Annotated in this window: 23 protein-coding genes and 1 tRNA gene; 10 read left to right on the top strand and 14 right to left on the bottom strand. The window is 38.2% G+C overall.

The window, feature by feature from the left end:
* Positions 1–25: 25 nt before the first annotated feature.
* The 3 genes from BM073_RS13810 (at position 26) to BM073_RS13820 (ending at position 1,339) form a co-directional block, all read left to right on the top strand.
* Complete coding sequence (locus BM073_RS13810; protein ID WP_091654908.1) at positions 26–796, top strand: SAM hydrolase/SAM-dependent halogenase family protein; 771 nt, start codon at positions 26–28, stop codon at positions 794–796.
* Between the two features lie 3 nt (positions 797–799).
* The gene (locus BM073_RS13815) at positions 800–1,099 is read left to right on the top strand and encodes a putative quinol monooxygenase (protein ID WP_091654909.1); all 300 of its coding nucleotides are present in this window, start codon (positions 800–802) and stop codon (positions 1,097–1,099) included.
* Between the two features lie 156 nt (positions 1,100–1,255).
* A tRNA-Leu gene (locus BM073_RS13820) sits at positions 1,256–1,339 on the top strand.
* Positions 1,340–1,753: 414 nt separating this feature from the next.
* Here BM073_RS13820 and tnpA read toward each other — a convergent pair.
* From tnpA to BM073_RS13835, 3 genes are all read right to left on the bottom strand, one after another.
* Positions 1,754–2,191: an IS200/IS605 family transposase gene (tnpA, locus tag BM073_RS13825; RefSeq protein WP_091654910.1), complete on the bottom strand. Its 438-nt coding sequence runs from the start codon at positions 2,189–2,191 to the stop codon at positions 1,754–1,756.
* Positions 2,192–2,352: 161 nt separating this feature from the next.
* Entirely contained in the window at positions 2,353–3,048 is a 696-nt protein-coding gene (locus BM073_RS13830) for an ABC transporter ATP-binding protein (protein ID WP_091654911.1), read from the bottom strand.
* Positions 3,045–4,532, bottom strand: coding sequence for a DUF5687 family protein (locus BM073_RS13835; protein WP_091654912.1), 1,488 nt, complete (start codon positions 4,530–4,532; stop codon positions 3,045–3,047). The genes BM073_RS13830 and BM073_RS13835 overlap by 4 nt, the downstream gene beginning before the upstream one ends.
* Positions 4,533–4,623: 91 nt before the next feature.
* On the opposite strand from BM073_RS13835, the gene BM073_RS13840 reads away from it, so the two are divergent.
* Positions 4,624–5,355, top strand: a complete 732-nt coding sequence (locus BM073_RS13840) for a nitroreductase family protein (RefSeq protein ID WP_091654913.1) — start codon at positions 4,624–4,626, stop codon at positions 5,353–5,355.
* Positions 5,356–5,438: 83 nt separating this feature from the next.
* On the opposite strand, the gene BM073_RS13845 is transcribed toward BM073_RS13840, so the two are convergent.
* The 7 genes from BM073_RS13845 to BM073_RS13870 form a co-directional block, all read right to left on the bottom strand.
* Entirely contained in the window at positions 5,439–6,434 is a 996-nt protein-coding gene (locus BM073_RS13845) for an adenosine kinase (RefSeq protein WP_091654914.1), read from the bottom strand.
* 224 nt (positions 6,435–6,658) lie between these two features.
* Positions 6,659–6,853, bottom strand: coding sequence for a hypothetical protein (locus BM073_RS17975; protein WP_139217500.1), 195 nt, complete (start codon positions 6,851–6,853; stop codon positions 6,659–6,661).
* Positions 6,828–7,991 carry a hypothetical protein gene (locus BM073_RS13850; RefSeq protein ID WP_091654915.1) on the bottom strand — a complete coding sequence of 388 codons (1,164 nt, stop codon included), beginning with the start codon at positions 7,989–7,991 and terminating at the stop codon, positions 6,828–6,830. Before BM073_RS13850 ends, BM073_RS17975 begins: the two co-directional genes overlap by 26 nt.
* Before the next feature lie 51 nt (positions 7,992–8,042).
* Entirely contained in the window at positions 8,043–8,912 is an 870-nt protein-coding gene (locus tag BM073_RS13855) for a glycerophosphodiester phosphodiesterase (protein ID WP_091654916.1), read from the bottom strand.
* Between the two features lie 110 nt (positions 8,913–9,022).
* On the bottom strand, positions 9,023–10,075 hold the full coding sequence (locus BM073_RS13860; protein WP_091654917.1) for a toxin-antitoxin system YwqK family antitoxin: 1,053 nt from the start codon (positions 10,073–10,075) through the stop codon (positions 9,023–9,025).
* A gap of 77 nt (positions 10,076–10,152) precedes the next feature.
* Positions 10,153–11,466 carry a 30S ribosomal protein S12 methylthiotransferase RimO gene (rimO, locus tag BM073_RS13865; protein ID WP_091654918.1) on the bottom strand — a complete coding sequence of 438 codons (1,314 nt, stop codon included), beginning with the start codon at positions 11,464–11,466 and terminating at the stop codon, positions 10,153–10,155.
* 103 nt (positions 11,467–11,569) lie between these two features.
* Entirely contained in the window at positions 11,570–12,355 is a 786-nt protein-coding gene (locus BM073_RS13870) for a tRNA pseudouridine synthase A (RefSeq protein WP_091654919.1), read from the bottom strand.
* An 82-nt stretch (positions 12,356–12,437) separates the two neighbouring features.
* Here BM073_RS13870 and BM073_RS13875 point away from each other — a divergent pair, with 82 nt between their 5' ends.
* On the top strand, positions 12,438–13,019 hold the full coding sequence (locus tag BM073_RS13875) for a hypothetical protein (RefSeq protein WP_091654996.1): 582 nt from the start codon (positions 12,438–12,440) through the stop codon (positions 13,017–13,019).
* A 13-nt stretch (positions 13,020–13,032) separates the two neighbouring features.
* Here the strand turns inward: BM073_RS13875 and BM073_RS13880 are convergent, their stop codons facing one another.
* Positions 13,033–14,043, bottom strand: a complete 1,011-nt coding sequence (locus BM073_RS13880) for a glycoside hydrolase family 5 protein (RefSeq protein WP_139217501.1) — start codon at positions 14,041–14,043, stop codon at positions 13,033–13,035.
* A gap of 130 nt (positions 14,044–14,173) precedes the next feature.
* Between BM073_RS13880 and BM073_RS13885 the strand changes: the two genes are divergently transcribed.
* From BM073_RS13885 to BM073_RS13905, 5 genes are read left to right on the top strand one after another with little or no spacing between them, the layout of a single operon-like run.
* Positions 14,174–15,529 (top strand): sensor histidine kinase, encoded by a 1,356-nt coding sequence (locus BM073_RS13885; protein WP_091654921.1) that lies wholly within the window; start codon positions 14,174–14,176, stop codon positions 15,527–15,529.
* 12 nt (positions 15,530–15,541) lie between these two features.
* Positions 15,542–17,605 (top strand): cellulose biosynthesis cyclic di-GMP-binding regulatory protein BcsB, encoded by a 2,064-nt coding sequence (locus BM073_RS13890; RefSeq protein WP_091654922.1) that lies wholly within the window; start codon positions 15,542–15,544, stop codon positions 17,603–17,605.
* The gene (locus BM073_RS13895; RefSeq protein WP_091654923.1) at positions 17,595–18,437 is read left to right on the top strand and encodes a hypothetical protein; all 843 of its coding nucleotides are present in this window, start codon (positions 17,595–17,597) and stop codon (positions 18,435–18,437) included. The genes BM073_RS13890 and BM073_RS13895 overlap by 11 nt, the downstream gene beginning before the upstream one ends.
* The gene (locus tag BM073_RS13900) at positions 18,434–20,353 is read left to right on the top strand and encodes a glycosyltransferase family 2 protein (RefSeq protein WP_217643114.1); all 1,920 of its coding nucleotides are present in this window, start codon (positions 18,434–18,436) and stop codon (positions 20,351–20,353) included. Before BM073_RS13895 ends, BM073_RS13900 begins: the two co-directional genes overlap by 4 nt.
* Positions 20,350–21,894: a hypothetical protein gene (locus BM073_RS13905; RefSeq protein ID WP_091654925.1), complete on the top strand. Its 1,545-nt coding sequence runs from the start codon at positions 20,350–20,352 to the stop codon at positions 21,892–21,894. Before BM073_RS13900 ends, BM073_RS13905 begins: the two co-directional genes overlap by 4 nt.
* 137 nt (positions 21,895–22,031) lie before the next feature.
* On the opposite strand, the gene BM073_RS13910 is transcribed toward BM073_RS13905, so the two are convergent.
* The 3 genes from BM073_RS13910 to BM073_RS13925 all read right to left on the bottom strand — a co-directional run bounded on the left by BM073_RS13910 (position 22,032) and on the right by BM073_RS13925 (position 24,511).
* The gene (locus BM073_RS13910) at positions 22,032–22,937 is read right to left on the bottom strand and encodes a hypothetical protein (RefSeq protein ID WP_091654926.1); all 906 of its coding nucleotides are present in this window, start codon (positions 22,935–22,937) and stop codon (positions 22,032–22,034) included.
* Positions 22,897–23,973 carry a 6-bladed beta-propeller gene (locus tag BM073_RS13915; protein ID WP_139217502.1) on the bottom strand — a complete coding sequence of 359 codons (1,077 nt, stop codon included), beginning with the start codon at positions 23,971–23,973 and terminating at the stop codon, positions 22,897–22,899. Before BM073_RS13915 ends, BM073_RS13910 begins: the two co-directional genes overlap by 41 nt.
* Positions 23,974–24,286: 313 nt before the next feature.
* A complete protein-coding gene (locus BM073_RS13925; RefSeq protein ID WP_091654929.1) occupies positions 24,287–24,511 on the bottom strand; it encodes a hypothetical protein in 225 nt (74 codons plus the stop codon).
* Between the last annotated feature and the right edge of the window lie 137 nt (positions 24,512–24,648).

Genomic DNA, 24,648 nt, shown 5'->3' on the forward strand with positions numbered 1-24,648 from the left:
ACATAATTTTAATTGACTTGCTTCTATGGCATTAGTGACATTCCTCTCAGATTTTGGGGATAAAGATTATTACGTTCCTTCGGTTAAAGCCAAAATGCTGGCTATAAATCCGCAATTGAATATTATCGACATCTCTCATAATATTGACACCTTTGATTTGGCGCATGCTGCCTTTATTTTGAAGGCTACTTTTCGGGATTTCCCAAAAGGTACCGTTCATTTAGTGGCTATCAATACAACCGGAAACATGACACAAGGTTATATCGGCGTCAAATTGGAAGAGCATATTTTTATCGGACCGAATAATGGAATCTTAAGCTTATTGGCTGATCATGATCCTGGGATCATGGTTCAGTTTGCAGATATACACCTGAAAGACACCTCCTTCCCAACCAAGGATATTCTAGCTCCAATTGCTGCAAAAGTTGCCTCAGGGGCTGCAATTCACGACTTCGGTGGACCATTGTCAAACTTCAGAAAGTTGATGCCTCGCAATCCAAAAGCCACGAGAGAGCAAATCATCGGGCATGTCATGCGAGTGGATCGTTATGGAAATTTGATCACCAACATACCGAAAGATATTTTCGAGAAACTCAATCCAGGAAGCTTTACCATAGAATTTGGAAGAGAAAGCTTGGACAGATTACACAAAGGTTGTGATCAGGTCGAACCTGGTGATTGCTTTGCATTCTTCAATAGCTTGGACCTTTTGGAAATAGGGATAAACCATGGTCATGGAGGGAATTTACTGGGATTGAAATTTGAGAGTGTAGTGTATATTAATTTCAACCCATAAGTCATGTTGATTCGTGTAGTAAGGATGACTTTTCAGGAGGACAAGGTTGAAGCCTTTTTGGAAAATTTTGAAAGTCATAAAAAAAGTATTCGAAAATTTCCCGGTTGCAGACATTTGGAACTATGGCGCGATGAAAATAAAAAAAATATTTTCATGACCTATTCGCATTGGGAGAGTGAATCAGCCCTAAATCAATACCGTGATTCTGAGTTATTTAAATCAGTATGGACTTTTACAAAAAGCCTCTTTTCTGACAAGCCTGTAGCATTTAGCTCAAAAAAATTACAGGAAGTACCTGAATAGGGTTGTAGGAAAAAAAATTTGTACTCATATTTGCATCCCGTTCAGCAAGGGACGGAGAAATTGAAATGCCCAGGTGGCGGACCTGTCCGCCGAAATTGAAAACAGAAATGATTTCAAAATAAACTTGGGAACAAAATTTCCGCTTAAAAGCACCATGCCCAGGTGGCGGAATTGGTAGACGCGTTGGTCTCAAACACCAATGAGGTTACACTCGTGCCGGTTCGACTCCGGCCCTGGGTACATTGTAAAAGCTCGCAGAAATGCGGGCTTTTTTGTTTTTTGGCTAAAGCCAGTAAACTCTTGTGGAAATATTTATAAGCGGGCTAAAGCGCCGCTCCTATTTTTATTCATTCTTCAAAAACAATCTAGAACAGGCTAGAGTACCTCTCCTACTTTTTTGTTTCAAACCTCGACAACAATCAAAGAGGATGGGGAAAATTACCACCAGCTTCAGCTGGTGGCTCTAGAATAAATTTATCGATTTGGGCTTTAGCCCAATCCTATTGGAAATTTCGGCTAAAGCCAATACAAAATCATCTAGCCTTACCAATTGAACGGGCTAAAGCACCGTTCCTATTCTTTTATCTATTCTCCAAGATAACCTAAAATCTGAAAGAATTACCGCCAGCTTTAGCTGGTGGGTCAAGAAGAAAATCAACCAGAAAATTTTTCAAATCCATACTTATTCAAAAACTCATCATATTCATCTTTAAAGGATTTTTTGGCATGATGAATCTCTTGATTTGAAATATAATTTCGCACCTTTTCAACAATAGATTCTGATACTGAAACAGCAAAATATTCATCTTGCCATTCAAACCTCTCTTTGATCAAATTATTTTTATTTATCCAAAAAGAAGACTCACCTTTTATCAGTTGCATAACCTTTTGAATGGTTTGGTCGATGCCTAGGGAAATCAAACAATGGCAATGATCTTTGTGACCGCTTACTCTGTCAATGAAAATCCCCTTCTTTTTACAGTTTTGGCGTATATGGTCCCATACAGCTAACCTGGTTTCAAGATTATTCAAAAATGGGAATCTATTTTTGGTAGTAAAAACGAAATGAATGTAAACTTTGATATAAGGCATAAAAATAGATTTTCACCTAATTTAATAAGAGAATAAAAAATAAACTAACATTTTTTGGCTAAAGCCTCACATACAATCAAAAAGAATAAAAAAAAAATACCACCAGCTTTAGCTGGTGGCTCTAGAATAAAATTTATAGTAGTTGGGCTTTAACCCAGGCCTTAGCCTGTAAAATAAGCTTCCAACTCACTCATCATCGCTTCTTTCTCCTGAAGATCACGAATGATTTTGCCTTTTTCTAACAACACAATCCGATCACAAATCTCTGTCACATGATTCAAATCGTGAGATGAAATCAAGAAAGTGGTTCGGCTATCTTCTTTTTCTTTCAGGATCAATTTCTTCAATCTAATCTGTGAACTTGGATCCAAATTTTCAAAGGGTTCATCCAAAAAGACCACCTCAGGGTTACCCATCAAAGCAGCTGCTATACCCACCTTTTTCAGATTACCCTTCGAAAGGTCTCGGATATATTTCTTTTTGCCCCGGATTTCATCATTGAAGAGCTCGGAGAATTTCCCCAAATGAACTTCCAAGTCAGCCTCTGACATCCCGTAAATCTTTCTCAAAGTCTGAAAATATTCATCCGGCGTCAAATAAGCCAAGAGCATATGTTCGTCTAAATAAGCTCCAGTAAATTTCTTCCACTCCTCATCCTGATTGACCTGATGTCCATTGATAATCACAGTTCCATCCGTAGGCCTCACTAAGTCAAGCATAATTCTAAAAAGGGTGGTTTTACCTGCACCATTATTACCTACCAAACCAAAACACTCAGACGTTGAGATATCTAAAGTTTCTACATCTAATACTACTGCTTCTTTGTACTGTTTTTTGAGATTTTTGACACTGATCATAATTCCTGTCTAAATGAAGATGAGATTTCGTATTTATTTTGCATGACACGCTGCACATTCAGTTTTGCCAAGGGTTTGAAGAAAATGATTCCCAAAATCCCACAAACTGACAAAGCAATCAGGCCAGCATAATCACTTACTAAAAAAGAGAAGGGTAAGTAAATCAAATAAGGTAAAACCATCATTGGAATCACCATCAACCATTGAGCGGCACCTACTCCTTCGTAATTAAACATGGCTCCTTTATTCAGATCCATAGGCTTTGGCTTCCATAATGCCAGATAAATAATGGCATGAACCAAAATACCCACATTGAAAAGGAAGGTAGCAAAGTGAACGGCAAGGATTTGCCAACCAAAATATACATAGGGTACAGAAGCAAGGAAGCAAACCACAGAAACAGAAATAAAGAGCAAATATTTCCCACGGATCAATTCCTCCACACCTCCTCTTCTATTGAGGAAGAAATCAAAATTACCTGAATTCCAACTCAGGAATAATTGCCCATACTGTATCATAAATATCCCAGTGATAAAGACTCCCACAAAAATGAATATCGTGGAAACACCCTCATCAGAGGCGTAAACTGGATTGGTATAAAAAATCAACCCATACAATAAAAAGAATCCGGAAAGCATCAGATAAGTCCGGCTTTTCTTATGTCGAATGATCAGTTTCCACTCTAGATTGGCCATTTCACCTGCCAATCCAAATCTGGAAAAGAAACCAATTGATTGATCGGTAAATCTTACATTCTCCTCAGCAGATAAATCTTCCAAATAGGCATTGTTGAAATAGTATTTAAAACAAAGCCAATAGCTCGCAACAAAAAGGAAAGCCAAGACAATTACCGGGATTGGAGTCGCTTCAGATAAATCAAACACAGGCTTCATGATCTCACCCAAGTTAAACCAGCCCATATAGCTAGAGCCTGAACCTAAAAACAACACGGCTACTACGATGAGTAATCCTATGGTGGAATCCTCAAATCGCTGCTTGAACCAAAGCATAAACCAATGCAAAATCCAGCTGGTCAATACAATAGAACCAATCCAGCCAATTAACCCAATTGCACCTGAGACTGGTAAGATTACTTGAACTCCAAAGGGTAAAAACAACAACAGTGCAATGATATTAATTGGGGAAATAAAAGACCGAAGCAAGAGTATATGCATAATCTTGGATTTCCCTATGGGAAGATGAAGCAGGCTCTCTAACTCCACAACCGGTAATTGCTGAATAAAGTACCGGTACATAAATTCCATTAAAAAGAAATAAATAAGGTAGCTATTGAGCACAGTCAACGGGTCCTGCCCCTCTGCTAATTTCTCAATAATCGTCTTCAGTAATAAACCTGCTCCAACTACATAGAACAAGAGCAGCAAGACCACGAATCCTAGAAAAATATTGGTCAAGACACTCTTGGCAAAGGAGGTCGACCTGACACTTTTCAGATATTGCAATCGAATCAATTCAAAAAACATCGGTAAATGGTTAGGGTTAAAATTTTAACTTGCCTGAAATTATCAATAAAGCTGAAAAAAACAGTCTTTTAAAAATAGAGAAATCGGACAAATGAAGAATACTATACAGGAATTAAGATTTTTCGAGGCGGTAGAAGCAAGAAGGTCGGTCAGGATTTTTGATCAGGAAAGTGAATTTGACCATGACATAGTCAGACATTGCCTAGAAGCAGCTATTCTGTCACCCAATAGCTCCAATCTTCAGCTTTATCAGTTTGTAAGAGTTCCTGAATCTTCCCCTCTCAAAGATCCTTTGGCTCAACTTTGTATGCGCCAGAAAGCCGCTACCACGGCAAGAGAATTGGTTGTCATCATCACACGAAGAGACCTTTGGAAATCCAGAGCAAAAGCTAACTATGATTTCATCCTAAATTCTCAGCAGAACCAATCTGAAAATAAAGTAAAACAGGCCGGAAATTATTACAAAAACCTAATTCCAAAACTATTTGGGAAATATCCTGGCTGGTCCTTACTCAAGAAGCTCATCGCTTGGTGGGTAGGAATGCGCAGACCCATGGTTCGGGAAGTAGGAGAAACTGAAGTTCGGATATCCGTTCATAAAAGTGCTGCCTTGGCGTCTATGACTTTTATGTTAGGTATGAAAGCTGCAGGATATGATACCTGTCCTATGGAGGGCTTCGACTCCAAACGTGTGAAAAAGCTACTTGATCTTCCAGATGCAGCTGAAATTTGTATGATTATAGGCTGTGGAAAAGGCCTTCCAGAAGGGATTTATGGCCCGAGATTCCGGGTACCTAGCTCAGAGCTGATTGTAGAGAAATAAAACTAGAAGACGATAGTATGTGTCAGTCCGAGCGGAGTCGAGGACCCTTCGACTCCACTCTAACTGACAGAGTTTAGCCTCGATTAAGGATTTAACCTTCCCAAAATCTCTTTGGCTTGATGCCACTTTAATCTAGGGCCGAACTGACTTACAATCTGAGAACTTGCCATAGAGGCTAATTTTCCGCTGGATGCGTAGCTGTGCCCATTAGTGATTCCATACAAAAAGGCCCCGGCAAACATATCCCCAGCACCATTTGAATCAATCGCCGTAGTCTTGTAAGGCTCGATATCGATAAAGGTATCCCCATCAAAGATCATCGCACCGTTTTTACCCTGCGTGATGACAAAATGCTTAGCTGACTTTTTCATTTCCTCTCTTGCTTCCATCAGGTTATCCTTACCTGTGTAAAGCATGGCTTCTTCCTCATTGGCAAAAAGGAGATCAACACTTGGCCCGATCACATCATCAAAATTATCTTTGAAATACTTCACCATGGCAGGATCAGAAAAGGTCAAAGCCACTTTGGTGCCGGCTTCTTCTGCAACCTTTTTGGCATGCATCATGGCTTCTTTCCCATTGGGTGAGGTCACCAGATATCCTTCGATAAATAGATATTTGGATTCCCGAATCGCCGAATCATTGATGTCATTGGTTGAAAAATTCTGAGTAATTCCCAAAAAAGTATTCATGGTCCGTTCAGAATCTTCAGTTACCATCACCAAGCATTTTCCGGTCACGCCAGCCTCCAATTTGTCCTCTGACAAAGCAATCTCTACTCCGGAGTCAATTAAATCCTTCAAATAAAAAAGCCCCAATTCATCAGCTGCTACTCGGAAATTATAATAAGATTTTCCTCCAAATTGGCTAACTGCTACGACTGTATTGGCAGCAGAACCTCCGGCTTGCTTTTTTGCTTCTGCATGATTGATCACTTTCATCAAGTGGTTTTGACGCTCTTCATCCACCAAAGTCATCAAGCCTTTTTCTACGCTATTATCTGTAAAAAACTGATCTGTTACTTTAAATTCAATATCTACTAGGGCATTTCCAATGCCAGTTACATCGTATTTTTTCATTTATAATTAGTTGGTAAGTTGTAATGTTTAAAGGTTATAATGTTGGTTTAATTCATTATTCGATATTAAAACCTCAAGTCCTAAAGATAACGATTGAGGTTCTCACAAGCCTCGTAATTTGTAAATCGTATTTTCAAGGAAGACAAGGCTTCGACTCCCTGACTAGCCGTCAGACAGGCGCTCAGCCTGACATTCGACTCCCTGACTTGACGTCAGGCAGGCGCTCAGCCTGACATTCGATAATCATACTTTTCAAGCTTAAGCTGAAAATCTGAATTGAAGTTCAAGGAAACCTCGTAAATCGTATTTCTTAAATCTTTTTTCAAAGTAGAAAAGGCTTCGACTCCGCTCAGCCTGACATCGGTCATCAGACATCCAGCATCGGACTTTTTTTCAATCAAATATAGGATGTCTCTCAAATGGCTTTTCTCTGTCAAACAAGTATCTATAAGTGTGATGTGTTTTGTATATATCCGCTAATAGTTGCTCGCAAACACGCATCATTTTTGGATTAAAATCTCCTATCCAATTCATCTCTATGGTTTTATACGGGAAGGAAGCTTTTCCACTCATTTTATCATAGCTGATAATCATCGCGCTTTCAACACCTTTGCCTTGATGTTCTGGCACTACACCAAAGACCAAACCCAACATTTTATTAGGCGGAGAAAAGGTTTTATACCAAAGAAACTTCAGCTTACCAAGCAAGTCCATTTTTCCATTCACATGCTTGAAAATCTGATTGATTTCAGGGATTTGGATAAAGAAACCGACAGGTTCTTCCTTGTAAAAAGCAAAGTAGATTAATCTTGGATCAATGATTGGTTTCATTTTTCCAAACATCAACTGAGCCTCTTTCAATGCAATAGATTTCCCCATATGGCGAGCCCAAGCTTTGTTGTAGACCGTCATAAAGTACTCGGGGGCTTTCTCTTGGAGTTCCTTTCCTTTGATATACCGGAAGCTGTAATCAGGGTTTGCAATGACCTGATTGGCTCGTTTGATCATTTTTTCATCAAAACCCACATTCTGAACAGGTCGCATATAGGTGAATTGCTTGAAATAAAGCTTAAACCCATAATCTTCGAAAAACTTCTGATAATAGCTGAAATTCCAAGGCATATTGTAATTAGGCTCAGAAAAGCCATCTATCAACAATCCCCACCATTTGTCCCGCTCTCCAAAGTTGATAGGTCCATCCATCGCCTCCATCCCTTCGCTTTGAAGCCATTCTTTGGCTGTATCAAACAACAAAAAAGCCGCATTCTGATCTTCTATGCATTCGAAAAAACCTACTCCACCCGTGGGTTGCTTTTCTTTCATTTTGGGATTAATAAATGCCGCTATTCTCCCAATGGTCTGACCTTTTTCGTCTTTTAGCAACCAGCGTTTCGCTTTGGCTCCATTTCTAAAAAGTTTATTTGTTTCCGGGTGAAAAAGCCCTTCAATATCCTTATCAAGCGGACGAATCCAGTTTTTTTCATGCTTATAAAGCCGCACCGCCATTTCGATAAACTCTTTCTGATGGGTAGGTGTGGTGACTTCGATCAGTTTCATGGAGAAAATTTTAATCGGCTAAATTAACCCATGATCCGCAAACGGCAAAAATTAACGTTTCGGAGCCAAATTAGGATAGTCAGTGATGATGCCATCGACCCCTAAATCCAGAAGCTTATTCATTTCCTCGGTGTTATTAACCGTCCAAGGAATTACCTTCATTCCTTTATGATGAAAAAAAGCAATAATCTCAGCATTCAAATTTCTGAAATGGGGAGAAAAAATATCGGGAACAAATCCCAATTCCTTCAAATCTTCTTGATATGTAGCAGCATTTTCTACCAGCATCGCAAGAGGCACCTCTGGGTGGTTTTCGTGAATATATTGTAGAACTCTAAAATCAAAAGATTGGATATTGACTCTTTCCCAACCCAACTTTTCAGCGATCAGCTTCACCACCTTATCAGAAAACTCTGGAACTTCAGGATGATAGATTCCATCTCCATCGGGACTACTTTTGATTTCAATATTATAACGAGGCTGAGGAAGCCCCATATCGCTTGCATACTTTTCTGCTACTGCAAAGACATCTTCTAAAAGTGGTTTGGTAGCAAAAAACTTGACCTGCTGGGGATAGCCCGGGTGAAATTTGGAACCACAGTCATAAGCCAAGATCTCCTGATAAGTCAACTGATAAATATTAAAGGAATGATCTCCCGATGCGATATGATTTCCTTCTGAATCAAGACAGATCAGCGGATTCATAAAAGGTTCATGTGAGAGGATCACTTGTCCATCCTTCGTAATCGCCAAATCCAATTCCAATGTGGTCACGCCCAAATCCAAAGCTTTGGTCATCGCAGGGATGGTGTTTTCAGGCATTAATCCTCTCGTGCCTCTATGGCCTTGCAGATCATAAGAGTATTGAGCAGAAACAGACATGGGTAAAAATGCAAATAGGTAAAGGAACAAGTTCTTCATATTTAAAAATAAGGTCTTTTTGCTAGAAGATTAGAAAAACCTTTTTAAGAAATTGTCAAAAAAATGCTGCTTCAGGAGAAGCAGCATAACCGATTATCTCTTGCCATTAATTAATTCGCCCTTAAAAATGAGCCATTCATATTGTATCTGGAATTAAATATACTTTGATGTGCTGATTGCAGAGCATCTGGCGAAGAGCTAGGACTCCATTGATCTTGGAATGTTAAACCTTGAGAATTGGGGCCGGAATACAATGAATTCGAATAATATTCTTGCTGGTCAATAATTTCTCCATCATAACTGTAAAAATACCACAAACCAACACGATCAGAACCATACAACCTTCCTTCTGCTAAAACCTTATCTGATTTCGGAAAATAAAAGTACCAGTCGCCTTTGGGGATTCCTGTGGAATATCTTCCCTTGGCCACCATATGCCCTTCCAAATCATAGAAGACCCTAATTCCAGAGCCTTTTTTTAAATTTCCTCCCTTTAATTCCTTGTCTCCTGCTTTGAATGTCCCAACAGAGACTAATTTCCCGTCTTCAAAAATTTCAATTTGAGAGATTTCACCAGATTCATCAGTAAGAACCCATTCTCCTTCTTTTAATCCCAGCAGATAACTGCCTTTTCTGTAAAATCCAGGCATATAATCTAATTGCTCTACCCATTCGCCTTCTTGTCTGCCATTTTTAAAATTTCCTTGAACAACCAGTTTCCCAATTTCATTAAATTCCTCCCAAGCCCCATCTATCTTTCCTTCCGAAAAAGTACCATGAGCCTTCATTATGCCATTTTTGTGGAATTCCCGGAAATCACCATGCGGTTTTCCCTCCTTAAAAAAGGTAAGATATTTTATCTCTCCTGAAGGATAATTTTCTTGAAAAAAGCCATTTGGAAGATCTGATTTGAAATGAATCTGAAACAATATTCTTTCTTGAGAAAATTTATCCTCGAAAACCTCCTGGTCTGCTTGTAATAAACTGGGCTGAGGAAAATCAAAAGGGTCGTCTGGGATATACACTTTCCAGAGACCTTCCTTTTTGTCATCAACTATCTTTCCTACCCCCAACAAATTAGTATTCCCAAAATAGAAATAGTTTACCCCTGTTGAATCTGGAGTAGAAAAAAGAAAAAAAATTGTTGTAATAAATGAAAACATAATTTTAAGTTACTTTAAAAGACTATTAAAAATAGCACTTTCAAAACAAACCTCCAATTTTAATCACATTCTGAATTTCAATCAATTACATCCGCATACAGATCAAACTCCGTCGCCTCAGTTACTTTGGCATTGACAAAGTCACCTACTCTACAATAATGCTTGGAAGCGTCTATCAGTACTTCATTATCTACCTCCACAGAGTCAAATTCTGTTCGGCCTACAAAGTAACCTCCTTCTTTTTTATCGATTAAGGCCTTGAAGGTCTTCCCAACTTTCTCCTGATTCAAGTCATAGGAGATTTGCTCCTGTACTTCCATCAAGTGATTCGCTCTATCCTGTTTTTCCTCTTGAGAAAGTTTGTCCTCCATACCAAAAGCATGGGTGTTTTCTTCATGGGAATAGGTAAATACTCCCAATCGCTCAAATTTCATTCGCTCCACAAAGTCCACCATCTCTTGAAATTCTTTTTCACCTTCGCCAGGATGCCCAGCTATTAGGGTAGTACGGATGGCTATTTCAGGAATCATTTCGCGAATTCTATAGATCAATTCCTCTTGCTTTTCTCGGGTAGTTCCACGTCGCATGGCTTTCAATACATCTGTAGAACCATGCTGCAAAGGAATGTCCAAGTAATTACAAATATTGGATCGCTCCTTCATCACTTCAATCACATCCATCGGAAAGCCGGTTGGGTATGCATAATGCAGACGAATCCAATCGATTCCTTCCACGTCTGAAAGCTGTCTTAAGAGTTGGGCCAGATTTCGCTTTTTATACAAGTCCAAACCGTAATAGGTCGAATCCTGAGCAATCAACAACAATTCCTTGGTTCCCTGAGCAGCCTTATGCTGAGCTTCTTTCACCAATTCTTCGATAGGTCTGGACACGTGTCCACCTCTCATCAGAGGAATCGCACAAAAGGAACAAGGGCGGTCACAACCCTCGGAGATTTTCATGTAGGCATAATGCGCCGAGTGAGTTAGTAGTCGCTCCCCAACCAATTCATGCTTGTAATCTGCTTTGAATTTCTTCAAAATAGCAGGCAAATCCCGTGTTCCAAAAAATGCATCGACTTGAGGAATCTCCTTTTCCAAATCGTCTTTGTACCGCTGAGAAAGACAGCCGGTCACATATACTTTATCCACCAAGCCCTGCTCTTTTGCATCCACATATTGAAGGATAGTATCTATAGATTCTTGCTTGGCATTGTCTATAAATCCGCAAGTATTAATGATAATGATATTATTATCATCTGAGCTGGACTCGTGGCTGGCATTGATTCCATTTCCTTTCAACTGGGTTAAAAGCACTTCGGAATCCACCAGGTTTTTGGAGCAACCCATGGTGATGATATTGACTTTGTCTTTCTTTAATGTTCTCGCTTTCACTTTGTTCCTCGATTTGGGATGCAAAGGTAATGATTTTTGATGCGGAAAGGTTTCAGAAACAAGAAATTGAATGAGAACTGTTTCTGATTTTTGTATGCAATTTTCAATCAGTTTTTAGGATAGTTTCCCACAATATCAAGCCATGGGCAGGTGCTGCAGGTATTATTCCCCAATCCTGCGTGGGATTTTCCAATCTTTGAGTAATATCCTCCCTTTTCCACTCTCCTGAGCCCGCATACCAAATAGCCCGCATGATTTTTCTAACCTGATGATGCAAGAATCCTTTTCCTTTGATTTCCATCATCCACTGGTTTTTTGGGAAAAATTCGCCTTGAAAATCATTAGAATCGGAAATTCTACAGGAAATTACTTCCCTTCGATAATTGGATTTATTCACTGAAGGCGTACAAAATGCCCTAAAATCATATTCCCCTCGAAAAAGAGAAGCCGCGTCTTTCATTTTCTCTATATCCGACTCTCCGAATAGGGTAGCCATATAGGCTGATGCAAATGAATGAGTGGACGCTGTCGAAAAATAGTAGCGATATGTTTTGGCTTCGATTTGCTTGATTAAATTGAAGTCTCTGTTTACTTCCCTCACTTCTAACAACTGAATCTCTACTGCTAGATTTTCATTCAGACTTGCGAGATAAATAGTCCAATCTACAGCTTCTTTGGAAAAAAATTGGAAGTAACCATGCCTGCAACTCACCCCCGAATCTGTTCTACTTCCTCCTAGGATAGTAAAGTCGTCATTTCCCAAAACAAATCTAAAAACCCGCTCTAGTTTCCCTTGAACGGTAGGTTGTCCTTTTTGAATAGCCCATCCTTTGAATCGGGCTCCATAATAGGATAAGGAAAATAGGTAAGTAAAGGGTCTGGTCTGCAAAACTTCTGATTATTAAACCTTTGCAAGGTTTGAAAGAGCTAAAGGTTTGTGTAAATTGAAGGTAAACCCAAAATTACTGACTATGAAAGCATTTTTGAGTCTTTTTATGATTTTAGCAGCTTTTTCTGCCTTTTCTCAATCTCAACCTTCCAAGGATATACAAATAAAAATGGCAGTATTGGCCGCTCCGGAAGATCAAAGAGCTAATGCCACTGTATATGGATATGCCGATGGAAAAATTGTATTGCTGCGACAAGGAAACAATGAAACGGTCTGCTTGGCAGATGATCCCAGCCGGGAAGGGCTAAGTGTAGCATGCTATCACAAAAGTGCCCAAGCATTTATGGCAAGAGGTTGGAAATTGCGAGAGGAAGGCAAATCAGCTCAGGAAATCTTTGATATCAGAGAGGCAGAAGCCAAAGCCAAGAAATTAAAACTCCCCGACCAGGGAAGTGTGCTGCATGCCTTAACGGCGGATGAATCTGATATAAACTGGACTAATGGCGAGGTGAAAAATTCCTACATACGTTCTGTGGTCTACATCCCTTGGGCAACTACTGAAAGTACCGGTCTCCCCTTAAAACCAGCCAGCCCCGGACTTCCATGGATCATGGACCCCGGCACCCATCGAGCTCATATCATGATTAATCCCAAGCGTGACTGAATTGAGTTGAAACTCACTTGTTACCTTTAGTGCTTTTCGAATGGTGGATGAGGGACTTAATTCCAAAATTACCTTCCCATTCCCATATAAATCCCGGGATATCATATTTATGAAGAGTGGCACTGACATCTTCCAGGTATCTTTTTCTGGATGCAGGATCAGCATTTTTACTGACGCCGTATTCTGTACACCAAATTGAAACCTGATTTTGTTTCGCCCATTCAGAAATTTGGCTGATTTTATCTTCAATGGCTAGCATATTTCCTGTTTGATAATAATCCCTCAGGTTGATTTCCCCGGATGTACCTTTAGCCTTAGGATTCAGGGAAGGTATTTTTCCTTCTTCAAAAGGATAGGGAATTCCCCTTGTTGAGTTTTGATTTCCCGTCCACGGAGTTCCCTGATGAGTAAAAATGAAGGGCTCATAAAAATGAAAAGTGTAGATGATATTTCCGAAACCAGTTAAAGGTCTCATTCTACTCAATTCGTACAAGCTATTATAATTGGTCGCTCCGATGATGATAGGGATATCTGGCTTAACTTCTCTGATTTCAGGAAGCAGTTCCATCAAAATATTTTCCCAAGTATCCGGATTTACTAAGGGCTCATTTACTAATTCTATAGCCAGATATTTTGTGTCAAAACTTATTTTTTTTAGCACGCTCAGCCAATTAGATTTAATCACGCTACTATGCGATTGCCAATTGTTTCTATTCAATTCCGAATCGAAATTGCAAAGTATAATTTGGAGCCTTTCTTTTTCTGTAAAACGGATAAGGGACTCAAGCTCAGATAAAAATCTGGGGTTAGACTGAAGATGGTAAGAGAGAGCTACGGGAAGCCTGATATGTGTGTAACCCTTTTTTTGAATATTTTTTATTTCCCGAGTTAATTCAGCACTTTTAAATCTCGGAGAATCCCACGACCTTTCCATACCTGATAGATTAACCTTATCTGCTATCGTTTGGGATTGAGTCAATTGGCAAAGGAAAGTCAACAGAATTAGATATAATAATTTGATCAAAGTATGTAATTAATAGATGTTTAACTGGAAAGCAATAAGGGAATTATTTGGGAAAATGAGATAACTCCATGATAAACCAATTAATCTTTTTATCTTAATCAGCATAAACTTTTAGAATAACGAGCACTTAATGAATTTAATTTCACAGACCTCAGCTTTTCAGTCAGGAGATCTTGAAAAAGCATATAGCAAAAAAACCTGGGACGCAGCAGAGTATATTTATTGGGGAATTATCAGCCTTTTAATTGGCTTTTTTATCCTCGAGTTTTTTGTCCTCAAAACTACCTGGCAAGTCACATTTATCTTTAAAGTGATTTTGATTTTATTGGGTTTTTTATCCTACAATATCATCAAACCCCAGATCAAATCTCCTGATTGGTTGATTTTCGGATACTTACTTTTATTTTCTTCCTACTGCTTTAATATCATTCATCTCCATTCAGGATTTGTGGTTACCCTCTATTTTACCATTTTAACATTGGTCATAGGTTCCTCTAATTACCTGGTATTCTGGAATTCCCGATTTGCTTTTGGATTGGTAGTCAGCATTTTGATCATGTTTATGATTTTTGAATGGCAGGATGATTTCGTCAACCTAGAAGCCAACTTAAATCTAGGGGGATATGCCTTCTTTTCACTTCTAGTCTTAACTGCGTTTATTCCTGATGCCAGAAAAAGGAATTATACACTTAATCTGGAAAGAGATTTAAAAAAGGATGAAGCCATTGGAAAGCTCAATAAGAAAGTCAATGAGGTTCAATTGAAATTGGTTGAGATTGAACAATTGTTAAAAATAGACCGTGAAAAAGATCAAATTCTCCGTCACGACATCAAAAATAAAATCACCAATATCCTAGGCTTGTCCAAACTCATTGATGAAAGTGGTACCGCATTGGAAGAGGAAGAGCAGAATTATCTTCAACTTTTAAAGGAAGTAAGTACAGATTTATTAACTGATGTGGATAATATTTTCGGAAATGACGAAGAAAATTCGGATATGCACCTACGTTTAGCTATTCAAAACACTAACCTGAAGAGCAGTTTCAAAAAGGTAAAAAGTTTACTCAAACCAAGATTGGAAGCTGGAGGTGTGGAATTAGATTTTTCGACTGAAAATACTGATTCATCTATTCTTGCAGATCCTTATGTTTTTGTGAACCTGATCGAAAAAATACTCAATTATCTTATCGACTGGTCTAAAACAAACCATAAGGTAATCCTTTTGACCAAAGATTTGGATTCCCGAGTGAGGATTGAAATCCTTGCTCCTTCCGCAAAAATCCCTGCAAGTGTATTAAATCAGATCTTCAAGCCATTGGATGAATTTGAAATTCAATCCAGCTTCGCTCCCCCACAAGGCTTAGGCTTGCAAATAGCCAAAAACCTGACAGAAAAAATGGGAGGCTATTTTAAATACACCACTAGTATGACCGAAGGCGTAACCTTCAAATTAGAATTCCCTAAATCATCACAGCCTGTTTCTTAACCAATTAAATTAATGGCCAGAATCTCTACCAAAGCCACTTCTGTTTTTCTTCTTTTCCTAATTCTTGGAATTTCAAATTTTGCAAACGGACAAACCAACGAATCCCCATTTTCGGATTTTGGTTACCCAGAGCAGTCTGTAATTTATGGTCCAAGAGCCGGCACCGTTTTTTACTTTAAACACAAGCCCAGAAGAGACTATGAAAACAGCTATGTTCATCTGGAAATTATTCCTTCTCAGCTGATTGAGAAAAAACAAAGCACCATCACTTTCCTGGTTGGGGACAGACCTGTTCTTTCAACATTTATTGGGCAGTATTCTGATACCATTCGAGTGGATTTGCCTTTAAAAAGATCTGATATGGCTTCCGGCTTTGTGAAATTGGAGGTAAAATCCAATCTCTTCCTGAGAGATGAAGACTGTAGAGATTATGATGAAACCGGAATCTGGCTGGAAATCACTCCAGAATCTTTCCTTTTAGAAAATTTCATCAGCTACCCTAAGGAGCTTCCGGCATGGACTATTGAAGAGTTTTTACCAGAAGTGGAGCGAATTCTTATCCCAAAAGAAAGTCTAGCAAGTCAACTAGAGGTCGCATCCTACCTCCATTATTTCTTCAGGGAGCGAATTGGAGTCAATCTTCCGGTAGAATATTTGGATAAAAGCAATGTTAAATTAATCCACAGAGCGCTAGTGATAGGCAGCGGAACAGAAATCCAAAAAGCTTTCTCTGAAGAAAAATCCTTTGGAAACACAGCTGGACAGGGTGAAATTAAGATGCATTACACCTCACAAACTGATAGCTTAACTGCCACGCCTTTCTTCACTTCAAGTATGCTTTTAACTGGTCCGGATGTCAGCTCCATTGAAAAAGCTATTCAGTTTTTATTCAATAGCGATTTAACTTCCTCCGCACTTACGGATCATGTCAAAGTAAATAAGTCAGTTGAAAAAACTCTTCAATATAATTACACTCTCAAAAACACCTACAACCTAGAGGAATTGGGGATGGACACTGAGATGATGACTGGAATGGGGAAAATCAGAAAAAACCTAACCCTTCCTTCTTATCTGTCCAAAGCAACTCTCAGGTCTTTGCAATTGCAACTGAAGATCAACCATAAACCCGTATCAGCTTCTGAAAGTGGTTTTGCCAACATCTACATCAACAATGACCTTATCGGAACTTATAGACTGAATGAAACGGGCATATTACAGGTTCAGGTAAGCCCTAATCGAGTTACATTCGCTACAGGAAGCTATTTGGGAATTGAATATATTTACGTCCCTGCGGGAGGTATCTGCAACACTAATGCTTCAGAATTCTATGCTCAAATAGATCCTTTGGAGTCCTTTTTAAGCCCTGTATTCTACAGAAACACTCCATTGACTTTCGCATCATTCCCAAAAAACTTTGAAGGGTCTCCAGTGGAAATTTGGTATGATTATGCAGTTAGCCCAAAAGAAATCCCTAGCATTTCAAAGCTAATTCAATTGATCAACACCCGTTATTCCGGCCAATCGGGCTTCTATTTCCCTAAAATCAATGCTGTCAGCACAGCCAATCAGGTAGCAGATGGCAATACTAATAAAGTGCTTTTAACTGCTTCCCCTGAAAATTATAATGACATTTTCAAGGAAGATCAGTACATCAGATTTTACAAGGATAGTATTTCCTATAAATCAGATGAAGTCAAACGCTTTTTCAACGTGAGTTATGGGGATGATTTGGCTTTCATTCAGCTCTTCAATCATAATGGAAGCAAGTTTATGATGGTCAGCAACCAGGCTAGAAATACAGAAGCTATGGAAATGGCCCTTAATGGTGTGCAGGATCAGTTTCTAACAAATTCAGGGAATGTCCTAATATCCAATCCAAAGCGATATTTCTTCTTTGATCTAAGATTCAAAACAGTCCTGGATGAAGAAATGGATAGTCAAAATAGATTCCTTTCATTCTGGGAAACCTATAGACTTTTCATTATCGTGGTAGTAATCACAGTTATCATTGTATTGCTCTCTTATATTTTCAAAAAATCAGAGTCTTCCAAAAAGAATATTGAGGATGCGCGCTAAAAGAAACTATTTTTTCATTTTTCTCTTCGCCCTTTTTGCGACAGAAACTTTGGCTCAAAACCCCTGGCAACAAGACAGGGGTCAAGCCTTGATTTCTCCTTATTTGAGTAATTACAGGGCTGATGCCTATAGAGACAGAAATGGGACAAAAATTCCTTTCGAAAATAATGGGCAATTCCAGAACTATAATCCACGAATTTATTTTAGCCTTCCACTAGGTGGTTACAAAGTAAATATTTTCGGCTCCATCCCAATGTTCTTCAATACTTACGAAGATTCACAGCGAAAGCAACAAAATACTGACCTAGGTGACTTAGAATTGGGATTGAGATTTCATCTGAAAGAGCTTAAAAACCATTATTTGATGGGCTCTGTAACAGGTTTCATTCCGGCCTATCAAAACAACCAACTTCCTTTTGCTGGCTATGACCAATTTGGAATGGAAGGAAGGTTGATACTGAGTGGAACCGCACCTTGGATGGGGGAGTACAACAATTTTCATAAAATCGAAGCCGGTTTTCGCTATTTCTTTCCTAGTGACCCAGCTCAAATTAGACTTTATTCCTCACAGGGCATTCGCTTGGGCAAGGGTTTTGTCTTAATGGGTGAGTTAGACGGGATTTTCTCCTTCAGCGATGACAGTGAGTTCTTCGAAAATAACCTTCAGCTGGTAGCAGATTTCAGCATGCTCAAAGCTGCAGCAAATTTAGGTTATGAATTCACTCCGAAAATCTCGCTTTATGGAGGTTTATTCCATGATATTTTAAATAGAAATTCAGGTATAGGAAGAGGTTTTCAGGTCTTCTCGGTCATTAGAATTGATTCCAAATGATGCATACGAAAGAATATTACAGAAAATCACTCTTTCAAGAAAAAGGAAATCTGCGGGCCGACCAGATTGAAAGAATTGAATTTCTGGAAAAGTCTCTTCAAAAAAGCTTTTTAAAGATTGCACTCAACTATGGTTACTTAAGCAGGAGAGCTTGGAAAAAAGCCTTGATAGAAGAAGGCGTTGAACTTTATCAGTTCAATTTTGAATCTCTTGAAGCAATCTCCAATCAAGAGGTGGTCAAAACGCAACTTCACTGGTTCTTAGACTGTCTAGTATTCCCTCTAAAGCAAACTGATGATTATCTAGAAGTGGTATTATCAGATCCTTCTGACAGTATCAATATCAACAATGTGGAAGAATTGCTGGGCCAAAAAGTTGACAAATTCCATGTTGCAGAGGACTTGGATGTCCTGAAAGCTTTGCACATTACCTATGGCTTAGACTATCTGGATAAAGCCATATTTAGGATTTACGATAGTGACAGAGAAAGTTGCGCCATTGAAACATTTACAAAAAAGCAACTGATCTTCATTGGGGCTATTCTAATCTTGGGTGCTTCATTATTTTATTTTTTCCCGGTCGGGGTAGCTATTACCTTCAATCTCATCCTCAATGCGCTTTTATTTCTTTCAATAAGTTTCAAATTTCTTCTCACGCTATACGGTTCCAGAATGGAAACCTCCAGAAAAGTGAGCAAGGCGGAATTGGATAAAGTAAATGATGATGAATTGCCGATTTATACAATCTTATTACCTGTTTTCAAAGAATCTGAGGTGATCCATAAATTGGTTTGGAATCTAAGAAACCTTGATTATCCACTCGAAAAACTGGATGTCAAACTATTGATAGAGGCTGATGATGCGATGACCTACAATGCGGTAAAAGACATGAATTTTCCATGTATTTTCGAACCGCTCATTATCCCGCCAGCCCAGCCTAAAACTAAGCCCAAAGCCTGTAATTATGGCCTATACTTTAGTAAAGGGAAATACCTGACTATTTATGATGCTGAGGATATCCCGGATAACAATCAACTCAAACTAGTTACCAGTCTATTTAAGAAAATACCAGATGACTATGTCGTGATCCAATGTGCCCTGAATTATTTTAATAAAAAGGAAAATTTGCTGACAAGGCTTTTCACCTTAGAATACTCCTATTGGTTTGACTATATGCTTCCCGGCCTGGACAATCTAGATGTTCCAATCCCGCTTGGAGGTACAAGTAACCACTTCAAGTTCGACAAACTGATGGAGCTAGGTGGATGGGACGGGTTCAACGTAACCGAAGATGCTGACCTCGGACTGAGAGCTTATGCCAAAAGCTATAAAGTGACCGTTTTGGACTCTACTACTTTGGAGGAGGCAAATAATGACTTTTTCAACTGGATCAGGCAGAGATCTCGGTGGATTAAAGGCTATATGCAAACCTATCTCGTGCATATGAGAAACCCAATCAAGCTACTTCAAAAAGTAGGAGTCAAGGGTTTTTTTGGATTTCAATTCTTTATAGGCGGGACCTTTTTCACATTTTTAGTTTATCCCATTCTCCTGCTGTTTCTAATCTTTATGTTGATCTTGAATACAGGGCTTTTAGATTTTCTCTTCTTTTGGACGGATTACTCTGTCAGTCAAAATATCTTGGAATCTATTCAATTATTCTTCCCGGACTGGTTGGTAATCATAGCCATCTTCAACTTCTCTGTGGGGAATTTGATGATGATCTATGTCAATATGATGGCAGTCTTTAGACGCCGGTCCTATACGCTGATTCTTTATGCTTTAATCAATCCATTATACTGGCTCATGCACAGTATTTCCGCATACAAGGGATTAATCCAGCTCATTACCAAGCCATTTTACTGGGAGAAGACCAATCATGGACTCACCAAAAGCAGTAAACCTAGTTCTATATGAGAAAGAGTAAAATTTCATATTGGCTAGGATGGCTGGTTTTCAGCATAGGATACTTGGTTCTTTCCCAATGGCTGGCATCCAGAGGTTTTTACACGCTTGAATCCTTTTTTGTGGATTATAGAGCTGATATTCTTGTTCGCTTTCCTGAAGGATTCTTGAGAACATTTTACTTCACAAGCCCTGCCGTTTTCTTCTTAAGCAGTGTTCCCTTCAATTTCATTTCATCCATTCCTGGAAGCTTTTTCTTAAACGCTTTACTCATTGGAGGCCTGACTAATCATCTTTTCTTCAAGAGCTGGAAAGGGAAATACCCTTCAAAATTTTTCTTCCTGTACATTTTATTTAGTCCTGTCATTCTTTTTGCCGGCACTTCTGGAACAAGCTTGGCTGTTTATCTAGTCCTGTATTACTTATTATTCTATGTGACCTTTAAATACACCGAATCACATTCAGTTTTCCATCTTACTCTCATGAGTTTGACCATGGGACTTTTTGTATTGATGGATATGGAATACATGAAATTGATTTTGTTGTTAGTGCCAGTTCTATTCTTTGTCAGCTTTTTCAAAGCCAAGGGAATCAGGGGCAACTTTTATACGAGGGCTTCCGTGATTTTCAGCAATAATTCTCAGCGGAGAAAGTTCTTTACCGGCTTTTTCTCCTCTGTTCTGATTGTTGCATTTATCCCTTTAATGAGCTACCTGATTTTTTTGATGATCAACAAGGTATTCAGTGGCAGTTATTTTTTCTTTGAAAAAAGCACAGGAGATAGCTGGAATTCATATTCTGTCCTCTTCCCTTTAATCTCAATAAATGAAGACCTTTGGCCTAATTTGGCTCAGATCAATTCAAGATTTTTGGGCTTAATTCTTCTATTATCTGTTACAGCTATTTACCAAATCCTGGATAGTAAAAATCAAGCAGCAAAAAGCTTTATTCTTATTTTGGTCATCCTTTTTGCAATTTCCGAAGCAGCAGATAATAAGATGCTATATCTGGATTTAAACAACCTATCCCTGATCACAGCCTCAGCTATAGCTGCCTTTTTTTATTCCCAAAATGGTTTGAAATCAAGGTCTTTAACTCTTAAAGTATTGACATTGGCTTTGCCTGTTTTAGCAGTCTTGCTGGAGTTTGGCTACTTTGAAAATAGCATAGTTCAACAAGAAAGACATTTTGCAGCCAGTATTTTTGACCCTGAAGAGGACCCCAATTTAAAGTCCATTGAAAAAGCAAGCTTGGCATTACAAAATCAAAATAGTGCACATATCTTGGCTGATGACGCTATTTTCTACCCTGAGCTCTCTACTTTGGATAAAAGCTTTACTTGGGAAGGACATTTCAGCCCTTATTACATGCATGCTTTGCAGCAGCCTGAGGCCTATGCTGATTTGATCCTAGTAACAAAAAAAGATCATCCTCTGCACTTGAATGATATAGTGGCCACTTCCCTGAAAAGGTTGGATAGTTTGAAAATTGAGCTGCCTAAAAAAGTGATTTACGAAGATGAGTACCGGCAGCTGATTAAGATAGGGAAATAAAAAAAGAGCCAAAATGAATTTCTTAGCGCTTCTATAAAACAAATTTTCATAGGTTCTAACTTCTAATCAATTACAAACTTTAGGGGGCTAACAGGCCTTTCAGTGATTTCTTTATATTTATTGGATGTTAAATTCACTTACTCTTTAAAAAAGGTTAATTCAATCGCAGGATGGAACTTGTCAGGGTTGAATACTCCAATTTCGCCTCCAGTGATATAGAAACCCAAATCAATATCTTTACTTACCCTTTGATCTGCTAGAGCAAAATTCGACTTGGGCTCTTTTTCCAATAGATCAAAAACAATAAATAAGTCTTTCACTCCCTCTGGAATACCAACATATTCATCAAAATTCACTTGCACCCAACCTGGTTTGAGTACTTCAACTACTTTATTTCTCTGAAGTAGGTCCGAAAAATCATGAATTGAATTATTTTTCCCAGGTTTAATATCCATCCTATTATTTGGAAGTAATATCCTAATGGAAACATCAACTTTTTCTTTAAGAATATCAGATACATAAAACTTTAACTTATCTAAATAAAGTTGCTTTTTCTTCGGGATTTTTACACGAATAGTGTATCGATAAAACTCCCCCTGAGCGGACCCAATTAAGCCGATAGGTTTGGTCGCCTGCCAACCTTCTGCTTTTGCATCACCTATTTTCAGTTCACTTAGTTTAGTTGAATTCACAGCTACCTCTGGAAGCTCAAACTCTTTACTTGGTAAAAATATCGTATCCAGATTCCAAATTTCCTTAATCGAAAGTAGCGTGTCATTGATTCCGTAGCCTGAGATATTAATTAAGGCATTTTCTGGGATTTCCTTTTTTAAGTATTCCAGTTTCCCAGCAAGATCAGTAAAATCCATAAAACTACCGCCCTCAACTTGTACTCTGAGATAGGCAAGGGGAATCTGCTCATTAGAAGAATAGAAATATGTCGCGCTTCTTTCTTGTCCAATTGACTGAAAACAGATAAATACAAATGGAATAATCAGACATTTATTGACCGATCGTATAGGATACCAAAATGGGTTTTTCATTATCATCCTTAGTAAGATTTAATAGCTCAATTATTTCTTCATTATATTCACCGGGTAACAATACGGTATGAAGTAAATCCTCACGAACTGTTATCGGCTTTAGGAAAAACTCCTTCAGATTGGAATCTATCGAAAAACGGTAGGCTTTCCCATTTTGGATCAATCCAAAATTTAGATTATCGATAGTTTCATTGAAGAAATTAAATGAAATTATACTATCTCTAACAAGGAGATTCGTTGGAGCAAAAAAATAGGAATCTGATGAAAGAATTTCATATAAATCCTCTGCTCGATCAAATGTGGAGACCTTTTCCGGAATTCTTTTACTTCCAAAATCAATTCTATCAACTAAATAAATAGAATCTTTCCCGATTTGGTAAACTTTGTCACTAAATGGTTGCACAAGGAAATAGTTTTCCCCAAAATGAGAAATGCTTTGGGGTAGAAAACCTTCAATAAAACCTGAAAACTGAGGCTTGAACTTTAAGTTTGTAAAATCTTCCTTAGAAAATCCATAGCCTTTTTGAATTCCCGTCTCCACATCTGTATCGGATACAAAAAATAAACTGCTAGTATTTGGAACTGAAAGAGCCCCAACCAAATAATCTTCGATATCAAACGCTTGGAAAACTGAGAAGTCTTTTAAGGAATACTTTATCAATTTCATTTGAGTTCGATCATAGATTGAGATATGATTTTTATCAAAAACAAACAAATCAATCTGTACATATTCACCTGGTCCCGAACCCAATTTCAAAAGTTGCCTTTTGAAATCGCCTTCCCTGTCAAAAACCAAAATCGAGGATGTAATTCCATCCTCCAATAAATAAATTAAAGAATCCGTAAATTCTATTTGTTTTATTACTCCTACAACAATGGAGTCTGGTATCTCTAAGAAAAAGGATTGTTCTAATTGAATCCAATCATCGAAACTTTCATTTACAAAGTGTGGGTCTAAATATTTTATACTTTTAAAGTTGGATTCAGGAGTACAACTAACTATAAAAACAATCAGCAAAAAATGGTGAATTCTCATATTTATAATTTTAAATCCTCCCAAGAATTATCTTGGAATATTTAGTTAAAATTTAACCTTATCATCCGCAACAAGCGTACCCAATCTTAGGCTTACATCCACGATTTAACCACATTATTTTATAGTCCATCACACATAAATTATTAGAAATCTCTTCAGCAGTAGGCGCTTCTTGAGCCATTATAGAAGTAGGCAAGGACAAAATTATTATTACCATACCTACAGTAAATAGTCCCTTCATAAATATTTAAATTAAGTCAAGTTATTTAGAAAACTCTCACTCTGGTGACAAGTCACCAGAGTGAGAAAATTGTTAGGTTCCTATTGTAGGTAAATCTGGATAATCTGGATGAGCGCATCTCAATAAGCACTCATAACCTGTTTTAGGTTTGCACCCTGAAACAAAAAATTGTTTCTTTTTATCATGATAGACTTTATCACAATCCCCTGGTTCAGTTTGTGCCAAAGTTGGCATCACTGAGAATGATGTGATTCCAACTAACACAATTGCCATAATTGAATAGACTTTCTTTTTCATTTTTTTAAAAATTTAGGATTTTAATTTATTTAAAACTGGCCTTTAAGTGATCACAACTAAAAATACCCCCCAAAAAATTTAAAAAGCAAATTTTCAATTCGAATTATATAAAAAAAATGCCACTCTATCTCTAAAGT

The organism is Algoriphagus ornithinivorans, from assembly GCF_900115305.1.
GTDB classification, from domain to species: Bacteria; Bacteroidota; Bacteroidia; order Cytophagales; family Cyclobacteriaceae; genus Algoriphagus; species Algoriphagus ornithinivorans.

Excerpts from the sequence above, each read along its gene's own strand:
- BM073_RS13810 (WP_091654908.1), top strand. The coding sequence starts at position 26 with ATGGCATTAGTGACATTCCTCTCAGATTTTGGGGATAAAGATTATTAC.
- BM073_RS13815 (WP_091654909.1), top strand. The coding sequence starts at position 800 with ATGTTGATTCGTGTAGTAAGGATGACTTTTCAGGAGGACAAGGTTGAA.
- tnpA (WP_091654910.1), bottom strand. The coding sequence starts at position 2,191 with ATGCCTTATATCAAAGTTTACATTCATTTCGTTTTTACTACCAAAAAT.
- BM073_RS13830 (WP_091654911.1), bottom strand. The coding sequence starts at position 3,048 with ATGATCAGTGTCAAAAATCTCAAAAAACAGTACAAAGAAGCAGTAGTA.
- BM073_RS13835 (WP_091654912.1), bottom strand. The coding sequence starts at position 4,532 with ATGTTTTTTGAATTGATTCGATTGCAATATCTGAAAAGTGTCAGGTCG.
- BM073_RS13840 (WP_091654913.1), top strand. The coding sequence starts at position 4,624 with ATGAAGAATACTATACAGGAATTAAGATTTTTCGAGGCGGTAGAAGCA.
- BM073_RS13845 (WP_091654914.1), bottom strand. The coding sequence starts at position 6,434 with ATGAAAAAATACGATGTAACTGGCATTGGAAATGCCCTAGTAGATATT.
- BM073_RS13850 (WP_091654915.1), bottom strand. The coding sequence starts at position 7,991 with ATGAAACTGATCGAAGTCACCACACCTACCCATCAGAAAGAGTTTATC.
- BM073_RS13855 (WP_091654916.1), bottom strand. The coding sequence starts at position 8,912 with ATGAAGAACTTGTTCCTTTACCTATTTGCATTTTTACCCATGTCTGTT.
- BM073_RS13860 (WP_091654917.1), bottom strand. The coding sequence starts at position 10,075 with ATGTTTTCATTTATTACAACAATTTTTTTTCTTTTTTCTACTCCAGAT.
- BM073_RS13875 (WP_091654996.1), top strand. The coding sequence starts at position 12,438 with ATGAAAGCATTTTTGAGTCTTTTTATGATTTTAGCAGCTTTTTCTGCC.
- BM073_RS13885 (WP_091654921.1), top strand. The coding sequence starts at position 14,174 with ATGAATTTAATTTCACAGACCTCAGCTTTTCAGTCAGGAGATCTTGAA.
- BM073_RS13890 (WP_091654922.1), top strand. The coding sequence starts at position 15,542 with ATGGCCAGAATCTCTACCAAAGCCACTTCTGTTTTTCTTCTTTTCCTA.
- BM073_RS13895 (WP_091654923.1), top strand. The coding sequence starts at position 17,595 with ATGCGCGCTAAAAGAAACTATTTTTTCATTTTTCTCTTCGCCCTTTTT.
- BM073_RS13900 (WP_217643114.1), top strand. The coding sequence starts at position 18,434 with ATGATGCATACGAAAGAATATTACAGAAAATCACTCTTTCAAGAAAAA.
- BM073_RS13905 (WP_091654925.1), top strand. The coding sequence starts at position 20,350 with ATGAGAAAGAGTAAAATTTCATATTGGCTAGGATGGCTGGTTTTCAGC.
- BM073_RS13910 (WP_091654926.1), bottom strand. The coding sequence starts at position 22,937 with ATGAAAAACCCATTTTGGTATCCTATACGATCGGTCAATAAATGTCTG.
- BM073_RS13915 (WP_139217502.1), bottom strand. The coding sequence starts at position 23,973 with ATGAGAATTCACCATTTTTTGCTGATTGTTTTTATAGTTAGTTGTACT.
- BM073_RS13925 (WP_091654929.1), bottom strand. The coding sequence starts at position 24,511 with ATGAAAAAGAAAGTCTATTCAATTATGGCAATTGTGTTAGTTGGAATC.